The 11,537-nt window shown below is 62.0% G+C and carries 8 protein-coding genes and 1 pseudogene; 4 read left to right on the top strand and 5 right to left on the bottom strand.

Annotation, left to right across the window (positions count from 1 at the left end):
• The first annotated feature begins 85 nt into the window (after positions 1-85).
• The 3 genes and pseudogenes from tssH to K8U03_21710 all read left to right on the top strand — a co-directional run bounded on the left by tssH (position 86) and on the right by K8U03_21710 (position 3,511).
• A pseudogene (gene tssH / locus K8U03_21720) lies at positions 86-1,942 on the top strand (type VI secretion system ATPase TssH).
• Between the two features lie 50 nt (positions 1,943-1,992).
• The gene (locus K8U03_21715) at positions 1,993-3,054 is read left to right on the top strand and encodes a hypothetical protein (GenBank protein ID MCE9607514.1); all 1,062 of its coding nucleotides are present in this window, start codon (positions 1,993-1,995) and stop codon (positions 3,052-3,054) included.
• 70 nt (positions 3,055-3,124) lie between these two features.
• Positions 3,125-3,511 carry a DUF4280 domain-containing protein gene (locus K8U03_21710; GenBank protein ID MCE9607513.1) on the top strand — a complete coding sequence of 129 codons (387 nt, stop codon included), beginning with the start codon at positions 3,125-3,127 and terminating at the stop codon, positions 3,509-3,511.
• 21 nt (positions 3,512-3,532) lie between these two features.
• Here the strand turns inward: K8U03_21710 and K8U03_21705 are convergent, their stop codons facing one another.
• Positions 3,533-4,576: a hypothetical protein gene (locus tag K8U03_21705; protein MCE9607512.1), complete on the bottom strand. Its 1,044-nt coding sequence runs from the start codon at positions 4,574-4,576 to the stop codon at positions 3,533-3,535.
• 272 nt (positions 4,577-4,848) lie between these two features.
• Between K8U03_21705 and K8U03_21700 the strand changes: the two genes are divergently transcribed.
• Positions 4,849-5,772 carry an ion transporter gene (locus K8U03_21700; GenBank protein MCE9607511.1) on the top strand — a complete coding sequence of 308 codons (924 nt, stop codon included), beginning with the start codon at positions 4,849-4,851 and terminating at the stop codon, positions 5,770-5,772.
• A gap of 39 nt (positions 5,773-5,811) precedes the next feature.
• Here K8U03_21700 and K8U03_21695 read toward each other — a convergent pair whose 3' ends face one another.
• The 4 genes from K8U03_21695 to K8U03_21680 form a co-directional block, all read right to left on the bottom strand.
• Complete coding sequence (locus K8U03_21695; protein MCE9607510.1) at positions 5,812-7,554, bottom strand: type VI secretion system contractile sheath large subunit; 1,743 nt, start codon at positions 7,552-7,554, stop codon at positions 5,812-5,814.
• Between the two features lie 58 nt (positions 7,555-7,612).
• Positions 7,613-7,813 carry a hypothetical protein gene (locus tag K8U03_21690; protein ID MCE9607509.1) on the bottom strand — a complete coding sequence of 67 codons (201 nt, stop codon included), beginning with the start codon at positions 7,811-7,813 and terminating at the stop codon, positions 7,613-7,615.
• 69 nt (positions 7,814-7,882) lie between these two features.
• Positions 7,883-9,952, bottom strand: coding sequence for a tetratricopeptide repeat protein (locus tag K8U03_21685; GenBank protein ID MCE9607508.1), 2,070 nt, complete (start codon positions 9,950-9,952; stop codon positions 7,883-7,885).
• Between the two features lie 92 nt (positions 9,953-10,044).
• Complete coding sequence (locus tag K8U03_21680; GenBank protein ID MCE9607507.1) at positions 10,045-11,322, bottom strand: hypothetical protein; 1,278 nt, start codon at positions 11,320-11,322, stop codon at positions 10,045-10,047.
• Positions 11,323-11,537 lie beyond the last annotated feature (215 nt).

Below are 11,537 nucleotides of genomic sequence, written 5' to 3'. Positions count from 1 at the left end.
AAAAAATTAATCACCTTTCAGACCATGAATATGATCCGCAATGTAAATACTGTACATCTAACATTTTTGTACAAAATGCAATTGAAAGAAGCCGATCATTCTCTTCATCGACGAAGCACATACGCTCGTCGGCGCAGGGGGAGCGGCGGGCACGGGCGACGCGGCCAACTTGCTCAAGCCGGCTCTGGCGCGCGGCAAGCTCCGCACCGTCGCCGCGACGACGTGGGCCGAGTACAAGAAGCACATCGAAAAAGATCCCGCGCTCACGCGGCGATTCCAAGTCGTGCAGGTCGGCGAGCCGTCGGAAGAGAAGGCGATCTTGATGATGCGCGGCATGGCTTCCACGTTGGAGAAGCATCATCGCGTGCAAGTGCTCGATGAAGCGATCGAAGCGGCCGTGCGGCTTTCGCATCGCTACATTCCGGCCCGGCAGTTGCCGGATAAGTCGGTGAGCCTGCTCGATACGGCCTCGGCCCGCGTGGCGGTGAGCCAGCATGCGGTTCCGGCCGAGGTCGACGATTGCCGCCGCGCGATCGAAGCGCTCGACACCGAGCTCGCGTTGATCGGCCGCGAGACGGCGGTCGGCGTGAAGACGGAAGCTCGCGAAAAGGCCGCGACGGAGAAGCGCGACGCGCGTAAAGCGCAGCTCGTCGAGCTCGAGGCCCGTTGGAAAACCGAAAAGGATCTCGTCGACAAGATCTTAGAGATTCGCAGTAAGTTGCGTGGCGCGCTCGGCAAGGTCGAGGGGACGGCGAGCAAGCTGGAGAAGCAAGCCGATGCGGCCGCCGCCACGGCGAAGCCGGCCGCCGCTCCGGCCGCGCCTGCGGCACCCGCCGCGCCGACGGAAGCCGAGCGGAAGACGTTGCTCGAAGAGTTGCACAAGCTCCAAGGGGAACTAGCGACGCTGCAAGGAGATTCGCCGCTGATCTTGCCGAGCGTCGATGAGCAAGCCGTCGCGTCGGTCGTCGCCGATTGGACCGGCATCCCGGTCGGAAAGATGGTGAAAGACGAGCTCGCGACGGTGCTGAACCTCGCGAACGTGATGAACCAGCGCGTGATCGGTCAGAACCACGCGATGGAAATGATCGCCAAGCGCATCCAAACCTCACGCGCTCGGCTCGACAATCCAAACAAGCCGATCGGCGTCTTCATGCTCGCCGGACCGTCGGGGGTCGGCAAGACGGAGACCGCGCTGACCTTGGCCGAGTCGCTCTACGGCGGCGAGCAGAACGTCGTGACGATCAACATGAGCGAGTTCCAAGAAGCCCACACCGTCTCGACGTTGAAGGGGGCCCCTCCGGGATACGTCGGCTACGGCGAAGGGGGAATCCTGACGGAAGCGGTGCGGCGGAAGCCTTACAGCGTCGTGCTGTTGGATGAAGTCGAGAAGGCGCATCCCGACGTGCATGAGATCTTCTTCCAGGTCTTCGATAAGGGGATCATGGAAGACGGCGAAGGCCGACTGATCGACTTCAAGAACACGCTCATTCTGTTGACGACGAACGTCGGCTCCGACTTGATCATGAATATGTGCAAGGATCCGGAGCTGATTCCGGAACCGGAAGCGATCGCGCAAGCGTTGCGCGAGCCGCTGTTGAAGGTCTTCCCGGCCGCGCTCTTGGGCCGCATCGTGACGATTCCGTACTATCCGCTCAGCGATACGATGATTTCCGAAATCATTCGGCTCCAACTCGGCCGGATCAAACGGCGCGTGAACGATAATCAGAAGCTCCCGTTCACGTACGACGATGCCGTGATCAAGCTGATCGCCAAGCGCTGCACCGAACTCGAAAGCGGCGGGCGCATGATCGACGCGATTCTCACGAACACGATGTTGCCGAAGATCAGCGTCGAGCTGCTCAATCGGACGTTGGAGAACCGACCGCCGGCCCGGATCCATATTTCCGTCGCCGAAGGGGAGTTCGCTTACGATTTCGAATAGTTAGACGGGCCCGCTAGCGAGGCCCGGTATCTGCAGGAGACCGACACCCAATGCCCCCTGACGCCAAACAACAGACGCTATCGGTTCACGAGAAGCTCCTCGAATTGGGAGGGCTCGGGCTTTCGTCCGAAGAGATCAACATCGTCAAGACGATCACCGACGCACGGCCGGTGAAGATCGACTTGGAGGTGTTTCTGCCGGGGCCGTCGGAACCGAAGAAGCCGGGCAAGAGTTCGGGTGATCCGAAAAATCCGGACAGGGTTGCGATTTCGGAAGCCGAAGTCGAAGCGAAAGCGGCGCTGATGCAAGGCAAAGCGGCGGTTCGCGAGGTCTGCAATCGCTACGACACGTTTCTCGGCAAGCCGCTCGCGCAAGCGCTGCGGCTCGTCATCGCGAAGTACAACGAAGACCAAGCCGGCCAAGCCGGTGGCTATGCCGCGGCCGAAGCTGCGCTTTCCAAGGTGAACAAGTTCATCGAAGGGAAGTGCGAAGACTTTCGGGTCGACCTGCGCGAGTCGATCGCCAAGCGGCTCGGCATCCACGCCAAGCAGCTGATGACCGTCGGTCGGGTGTCGGTGAAGGAAATCAGCATCCTCAGCGGTTCGTTCAATTCCGAAGTCGACTTCTCGGACGATAAGACCAAGGGAAACGATCTCGCCGGCTGCTTCAAGAAAAAGAAGTGGCAGTACTGCGGCGCGGCGTTCGACTCGGCCGAAGGGAAAGTCTTCGTCGACGCGAAGAAGAAGTTCAAAAAGGCCGACCTCAAGAAGCTCGAAGACTTATTCCAAGCCGATGAACGAAACAGCCTCAAATTCGCTAAGGGGCAGGTGCAGGCCGAAAGCGAAACGAACCTGCATTTCGAGTTCCTGAAGAAGGACGGAAATAAGCTGCCGGGCAACGATGGAGTGATCCGCAAGCTCCTGATGCGCGGCTTGAAGAACCAGACCGGCAAGAACTACAGCGCGATCGAAGTAAAGGTCGTCGAGAAGTATTCGGCCGAAGTCGGCTCGACGACCAAGAGCGACGACACCGACGGCAAGGGACCGAAGAAGCCGGAAACGAAGACCCCGACGCCGTCGAAATCGCCGACCCCTTCTACGGGAAAGAAGTAGCGCTTGCTTGGAAGGGTGGACTACCGGCAGGGTGGACTAAGAGAGCGACGTTGAGTCAGGAGTGAGCGAAATGCCGCCGCAAGTAGCGATGGGTGCGATGATGAAATGCTCGTTCGGAGCCGTGCCGTCGTCGTTGATCGTCATTCCGCCGCTCGTACTCACCGATGGTCCGGCGGGGGCGAACATCATGGACAACGTCCCGATCGCGAACATCCCGCCGTTCGGCATGTGCAAATCGATCGCCAACCCGACGGTCGCCGCCGCGACGGCCGCCGCGCTCGGCGTGCTGACGCCGATGCCCTGCGTCCCTGTGATTCCAGCCCCTTGGGCACCCGGCGCTCCGAAGACCCTGCTCCGAGGAATGCCCGCCCTCGACTCGGCGAGCAAATGCATGTGTACCTGGGCCGGTGTGATTCAGATCACGAAGCCCGCCACGACGAAGATCATGGTCGGCTAGCGCGGCCGCCGCGCGGCGTGTCTACTCGCCGTTGATCGCCACGCCGTGTTCCTTCAGCCACGCGAGCGTCTTCCGCGGGCTCAGTTCTTCGTCGGTCGCGGCGGCGGTAAAGAGCTCGTCGACCGAGACGTTCGTCAGCTCCAAGCGCAAGCCGACCGGATAAATCAGCTTCGCGCACGCTCGCCACACGACCTGCCGGGCTCGCGGCGTATCGTCGAGCCGGCGGGCGAGCCCACTCGCGAGCACCGCCGCTTGGCGACGAATCGCGTTCTGCATGCTCGCGCCGCTTTCGCCGGCGGGCTCAAGCTCGAAGTCGATGCGGGCCAAGGTCGGGCCGAGAGCGTCGAGCAGTTCCGCCGCCGCTTTGCTTTCGCCGACGTCCTCCAGTTGCGTGAGCTCCTCACGCACGATGCGCATCGCCGACCAGCGCTCGCCGAGGCAAGGCTTGGCGACTCCTTGCAGCAGCCGCACGCCGGCGGATTGCGGAATGCGAACCTGGATCACGCCGTCGCCGATTTCGAGATCGAGCTCCGAATTCGTCGCCCCGAAATAGACGATCTCGACGACGTCGCCGGCCGCGATGTCGACCTTTTCATCCAGCACGTCGAGGGGGATCATCAGCGCCGTCGCCCGCGACAAGCGCAGCACGCACCGCCGCATCGTTTCCGACGTCGCTTCGTTGCTTACCGTGGTCGAAGCCGGCGGCTTCGGCAGGGCGGCCGCTTCCGCTTTCGGCGATGGTTTTTCGTTCCGAGCGGCGAAGATGTCGTTGGCGATCTCCAACGCCGGACGGCTTTCCAAAATGCTGAGCGTGAAGACGATGTTCGGGACCTGAGAGCGAAACTTCGGATGTTCGTTCGTCGCCCAACTCCAAACGGTCGAGCCCTCTTCCCCCACATTGCCGGTTCTTTCGAAATACAGCCGGTCGGTTCCGGGTGCCTCGCGCGTGCGCCAGCCGCGCTCGAACAAGTATTGCTGAATTGCGGCGACCGAGATCGCGGAAAACAAGAACTGGATATTGTGATGCGCGTTCAAGAGGCCTGTCCCTTCACGATTCGGAAGCAAAGCGAACTTCGATTTTCTCCGTTCGTCGCCTGCTTATCAACCCTGCAACTTCGGATGTCGTGCGAGCTCGTGTTTCGCAAAACCATCGATCGATCGATTTTCATCCTTTTCGACTGCCGGCATCGAAGCGATGTTCCGCTGCCTGCACTCAGGCTATTTCTCCCGTGCGACTCTGGAATCCGCGGTTTGAGCCTGTTAGATTTTCGTTCGCTGCGGCGTACGTTCTCTGCGGTGCGAAGTTTTAGAAAATCGGTTTCCGAATAAGGGTTGCGATGATAGAGCGAATTCGTCTGTTCGTGAATTCCAAGGGGTTTCAATACGGCGTGCTGGCGTTGATCGTCGCGGCCGGCGCGCTCGTCGGGTTGGAAACTTCACCGTCGCTCACCGCGAAATACGACCACATCTTCGATGCCCTGAACACGATCATCGTCTGGGCCTTCGTCGTCGAGGCCGGGCTGAAGATGGCGCAGTACGGCTCGAAGTTCTATAAGTATTTTCTCGATCCTTGGAACGTCGCCGACTTCATCATCACGGTCATTTGCGTGTTGCCGCTCGATATCGGCTTCGCCACGGTGCTCCGGTTGGCGCGCGTGATTCGGGCCTTGCGCCTCGTCACCACGATCCCGCGCTTGCAGCTCATCGCCGACTCGATGATCAAGAGCATCCCGTCGATGTTCTACGTCGGCATCCTGCTCTTCCTCACGTTCTACATCTACGGCGTAATGGGGGTGCATCTGTTCGGTGCGAACGATCCCGTTCACTTTCGCGACTTGCCGAACGCGATGTTGTCGCTGTTTCGCGTGGTCACGCTCGAAGAGTGGACCGCGATCATGGACATCCAGATGCTCGGGTCGAACGTCTATCCGGGCTTCGAGAACATCACCGATATTCCGACGAAGCCCGAGGCTCGGCCTTATGTTGCGCCGCTGTATTTCATCAGCTTCGTCTTCCTCGGCACGATGATCATGTTGAACTTGTTCATCGGCATCATCGTCGGCAGCATGTCGGAAGCGCAAGACGAGAGCGTGAAACGGCATCTGAAAGATATGAAAGACGCCGGCCAAGAGCGGAGCTACGACGACGAGTTCATGGCGATGGACGAAACGCTCGAAGGGCTCAAGAAGCAAATCCACACGATGCGCCTCCGGCTCGAAAACAAAGCCGAGGCCGAACAAGCGGACGAGGCTTCGAGATAAATCGGAGATAGCTCGGTCGCGTACGGTCGCCGCCGGGTTTTACAAATCGGCGAGCAGGGCCGCGAGCTCGGGATCGATTTCGTCTCCCCCCGCTGCCGCAGGTGCCGGGTCGGAGCTGCCGAGCGAGGCCAAGAGCGCGTCGAGTTCCGCATCGGCACTCGCTGCTTCCGCTGCCGAGACGGCCGGAGCGGCGCTCTCTTCCACGGGGGCCGGTTCCGGTTCGGCCTGCTTCGCGCTCCCCGCCACCGCAGGCTTCGCGCCGCCCGAGGTCGACATCGACGACGGCGTAATTTGTTCGCTCGACCAAGGGCCGAAGATCGTCTTGCCGGCAAGCGATTGGAAGCTCGCGAGCCGAACCTCGGGCCGGCCTTTGATCGACACCAGCGGCATGAAGCCCTGGCCCGTCACATGCTGGCACAACGCTTCCGACAACAGCCGATCGGTGCAGGGGAGCGCGACCTGATCGCCGTCGGAATCGGTGTAGTAGTAATACGGCATCTCGCCGACGGTGAGCACGGAGCCGAGCTTCATCGCCTTGAGCCCCTGCTTCTGAAACGTCTCGCCGAGCAAGAGCGCGGCCAGAAACGCGCCGTTGCCCCACAGCATTCCGCTCACCCCTTCGCGGCGAGTAAACTCCTCGAAGGCGAACGAATCGATCGGCTCGGTCTTCTTACCGTACGGCCAGCGCAGCATGAAGCGCGGAGCCGTGAGCCCGAGATAGTTCGCTTCGGGCAAGCCGCGCAGCGCTTCCCACGATTCCTTAATCAGCGGATGAATCTCGTCCGGCTTGAGCTTCTTGATACAGTCGTTGCTGATCGCCGCGAGAAACGGCGCGCGGGCCGCCGTCGCGATCTTCGCGATCCGCCCGAGCAGCTCGGCATGCGGCGGAGTTTGCTCGAAGGTGTAACCTCCGACGATCAGCGCGAACGCCCCTTGCTGGGCATCGAGCGCCGGTTGCTCGACGAGCAGCTTATACAGGCCCGTCTCGTTCAGCGATTCGGCCGCGCTCAGATCGGCCGCGGCTTCTTCGGCCGACACATCGAACAACACGATCTGGAGATTGCTGCCGGAGTCGAGCTTACGCACGAGTAATTCGACGGAGCGCCACAACGATTCGAGGGTTTGGAAATCGGGATGGTGCAGCACGCGGCACATCGCTTCCGAGAGCGCGGCATCGACCGCGGCGACCATCTCATCTTGCTTAGGATCTTTCGCAGCCGTGACGAACGGCCCGACGATCTGCTTGATCAACTCATCGGCCGGCGTCTCTTCGCGCTCTTCGGCCGAGCTGCCGACGAGCCGCGCGAAGTCGCTCAGCTTGCCGTGCGGCATCGTCGAGCTGCGGTCTTTCGGCTTGGCGTAAGCGCCGGCATCGTCGCCGAGTTCGCCGCGCCAAGCTTGCAGTTCCTTCGCCGCGGCCGCGAACGAACCCTTGTTCTTCAAGCGGTCGCGCAGGCCGGAGAGCTCGCTGAACACTTCGACGTTGTCGTACAGCTGGTCGGGATGAAAGTCGTCGATCTCGGCGAGCGGCACTTCCACCGCGCCGCCGTCGGCCGCGAGCGGCAGGTGGAGCTTGATCTTCATCCGTTTCAAGATCGTGTCGAAGTTGTCGACGTCGACCGATTGCGGCTTGTGCGCGGCGAGGTCGTCGCCTGTGTCTAAGCGGCCGGAGTTCCCTGCGCCGGAGAAGTCGCCGAGGATGGCGATGCGAAACTTGGTCGTCGCGGCCGGCGGCAGCGACTTCGCGGCACCCAGGTCGCCGAAACTCATTTCATAGCGCATCGTACATCTCCGAAAAACTGCAAGAGGCGGCGAGACGAAAAACAAAACGCGCGGCCGGCTAAGCGCCGAAATAGTCGATCCATTCGTTGATGAACTCGGGAGGTTCCCAACCGAAGAACTTCGTGGCGATCCAAAACACGGCCGGCACGACGAGGCTCGACCCGATGACCGCCACGCCGATCCAAAATCCGGCGGCCTCTTCGAACCAGTCGATCCAACCTTCGTTTTCGCCTTCTTCTTCGTTTTCTTTTTTCGACATGGTCGGCATTTTAACAAACGCCGCCCGAGCGGTCAGCACCCGCACGCGCGGAGAAAAATCGGGAATTCGCTAAGCCGATTCCAGACACCAAGCATGCCACATCGTCCGGAGCGCCGCTTCGAAGCTGCGCGCAAACGGCTCCGCGGCCGTGAGCGGAGAGTTTCGCATCCGGTCGCGCAAGGTGCTGCGCAGTTCCGCGAGCCGTGCGCGATCACCGGCCCAGGCTTGCGCCGTTGCGAGATACTCTGCGCGGGTCGCCGCAACCCAATCGCCGAGCTGCATGTTTTGCAAAAAGCTTTCCGTGGCATGGCCGACGAAGCGGTTCCCGCGCAGCGATACGACCGGCACTCCCATCCAGAGCGCTTCGAGTGTCGTGAGGCCGCCGTTGAACGGAAACGGATCGAGTCCGATATCGACTTCGCCGTACGCGGCTAAGAGTTGCTCGCGCGGCGCGGAACCTTCGAGGCGCAGCCGATCCGCCCCGATGAATTGTTCGCCGAACATCCGAACGACATTCTCGCGCACGCCGGGATCGCCGAGCGCCTTCGTCTTGAGAAACAACCGCGAGCCCGACACGGCTCGCAAGATGTCGGCCCACAGTTGGACGACCGCGGGCGTCATCTTCGCTAAGTTGTTGAAGCAGCCGAACGTGATCCGGTCGCTCGCCGTCGCGGGCAAGGGGGCGACAGGCACGTCCGGCTCCGGCGGCGTCAAGCAGACATAGCAGTTCGGCAGCCGAACGACGCGCTCCGCGAAGTAAGGTTCTTCCTCACGCGGCACCGTCCACCGATCGGCGATCACGTAGTCGATTTCCTTAAGGCCGGTCGTGCCGGAGTAGCCCGCCCAGGCGGCTTGCACCGGCGCAGGCTTCGCCGCGAATACCATGAGCCGGTGGTCGGCCGTATGGCCGGCGAGATCGATCAAGAGATCGATTTCATCCGTGCGAATGCGCTCGATCAGCGCGTCGTTTGAGAGGCCCGCTGCGGTGATCCAATGATCGGCGGCTGTCTTCAGGATCGCGGTCTGCTCGTCTTCGATCTGCCCGACGGAGTAACAAAACGTCTCGAAGCCGGTCGCGTCGCGATGCTTGAGCACCGGCTCAAGGAATCGGCCGACGGGATGCCGACCGAGATCGGCCGACACGAAGCCGACGCGCAGCTTCCGCTCGGGATTGCGATCGCGACCGGTGTGTGTGGTGCGCGGGATGTGCGCGGCATGGCGTTGCGACCAGAACAGACTTTCGTGGTGCAACTGCTCCGACGATACCGACGCATCGTATTGCATCGTCAGCAGCATGTTGCTGTGCGTCTCGGCGAGCTGCGGGTTCAGCTCGAGCGCTTTGTAGAAACAAAAGAGCGACTCCGTGATTTGTCCGCGGGCCCGATTCACTTCGCCGAGGTTGTTGAACAAGAGCGGATCGTCGGGCCGGCGCTGCAGCGCAAGCGTGTAATGCTCCGCCGCTTCCTTGAACCGGCCGAGTCGCGTGAGGGCGACGCCGAGGCTGGTCCGAACATCGACGTCGTCGGGATTCGACCGGACCGCGTAGGCATAACAATCGACGGCCGACTCGAAGTTGTTGAGGCCCGATAGCGCATCGCCGAGCAAAGCCTGCGCTTTCGGATGTTGCGGGTTGCGCGAGAGGGCCTGCATCAAGAAGTTCATCGCTTGCTGGAACTCGCCCCGCGCCGTGTAGGCTTGGCCGAGGTTCACGTAGGCCGGCACGAACTCCGGATCGAGCCGCAGGGCCGCCTCGAATGCCCCGATTGCGTCGTCGATGCGCCGGACTTGCGCGAGCGCGTTGCCTCGGTTGTTTGCGGTCGAAGCTTGCGGATCGAGTTCATGCGACCGCTCGTAAGCGGCGACCGCCTCCTCGAAGCGACCGAGGGCGTAGTCGGCATTCGCCAATTGGAAATGGGCCGCGGAGACCCGAGGGGCCAACCGCGCGGCCTCGGCGAATTCGGCGCGCGCGGCTTGAAGGCGCCCGCCGCGGCGATGCTGTTCGCCGGCTTCGTAGCGGAGGCGCGCGTCGTCGGGCCGGAGCCGGAGCTGCGCTTGCAGCTCGAGGGATAAGAGCAACGTTTCGTCGGGAGCCGACGAGGGGTTGCGCTGAGCATCGCGAGCAGGATTCGCGTCGGACATGGCAATGCGTTCGACGAAGGAGACGGGATGAAACGTAGCGACGGCTACGAGTTTATCCCAAAGTCGTCGGGCCGTGCAGTGTTGCAACCCGCTTAGAAATGGACGCGAAAGTCGAAGCGGAAGATGCTGTCGTAGAAGCGTGGGCCGGTGATCGGCAGCCCCATGCTCATGCCCCATTCGAGCAGGCCGAGTTCGCTGCCGCGATCGCGCGCTACGCGGAAGCCGGGATAGAGAGCCAAGATGTGTTCTCCGGCGGCATCGGCGACGACGCCGTTCGGCTGGGTTCGCAATCCGTTGGCGATGTAGTTGCCGACGAGCTCCATCGTCGGCAGCACGCAGAAGTCGTCGCTGTCGAACAAGATGTGGCTCATGCCGACCCCGTATGTGAGCACTTGCCCTTGAAACATCGGATCGCCGCCGACCGGGAAGAAGTACTTGAGCTGGCCGTGGTAATAGGTCTTGTCGCAGGAGTTGTAGCGCGCCAGGAAGCCGGGCTCGAACGAAACGTGGCCGGTCCCGAGCCCCATGCTCGGCGAGCCGGTCGGGAAGAAGCTCCGGAACAGTTGCGTGATCTGCCACACTTTGCCGTCGAGCAACACGGTCTTCACCGTGAGGTTCATGTCGCCGATGCTCGTATGGTTTTGATTCACATCGGGATTCGTGAAGCGAATCGGAATCTCCGTGGCCGTCGAAAAGCGCTTGCTGCCGAGTTCCATCTGGAAGCGCGTCTCTTGATAGTCGAGGCCCGACTCGGCGAGCTTCGGTCCGCGGCCGTTGACGGTGCGGGCCCAAAGATACTCGGCCCGATCCGGATACTGCGCCCCGCGCACGGAAACGAGCCGCGCTCGCATGCTCGGGTTCGGCGCGGAAACGTCGATCTCGAACGGCGCGAAGGCGAGTCGCTCGCGGCCGAGGCCGCCGCTTCCTGTAGGACGCTTGCTCATTAGCCAAGCGCGCAGGCCCGTCACCGGCACCGGAGCGGGCTGTTGAATGATTTCGGAGAAGATCGGCGTCGTCGTGCCGGGAGCGGCGAAGATGCCGTCGGGGCCGGGCAGGATTTCCGACGGGCCGAGGATCGAACCGGGAGGTGGGTTCGCGTCTTGCTCGGAGTTGGTTTGCAAAACTTGGCTCGTCACGTCGTCGTTCAACGCGCTCTGACGAAACTGCGCTTGCCCCGGGACCGAACCCGTCGCCACGACGCTGCCGACGTTCACGTTCGGGGCCAAGAAGAGTTGTCCGCTCGCGCTTTCTTGCGAGGTCGGCAGACCGACGAAGATTTGCCGGCGCACGAACGGGGCTTCGAGCGAAGGAGCGGCAGGGCCGACCGGCTGTTGCCCGACGACAAGGTGCGCGCCGAGAGCGGTGCTCATCGCCGCGGCGACGAACATCCACCTCAGACCGACACGGCAATGAAACGACCGGACGCGGCGCACGCAGTACCCAAGCCCGAAATGAAAATCGATACGAAACCAGAGACCAATCGAGACGACGGTTATCGGTTGTATCGGTTATGAGCGGGGCGTGGCCGGAAGGTTTTGGGCAAGATTTTCCGTTGCCGGCGTCGGGCGATTGCCGGCAGCGGCTC

It is taken from the genome of Planctomycetia bacterium (assembly GCA_021413845.1).
Taxonomy (GTDB): domain Bacteria; phylum Planctomycetota; class Planctomycetia; order Pirellulales; family PNKZ01; genus PNKZ01.
This window is presented reverse-complemented; position numbering and strand designations above follow the sequence as displayed.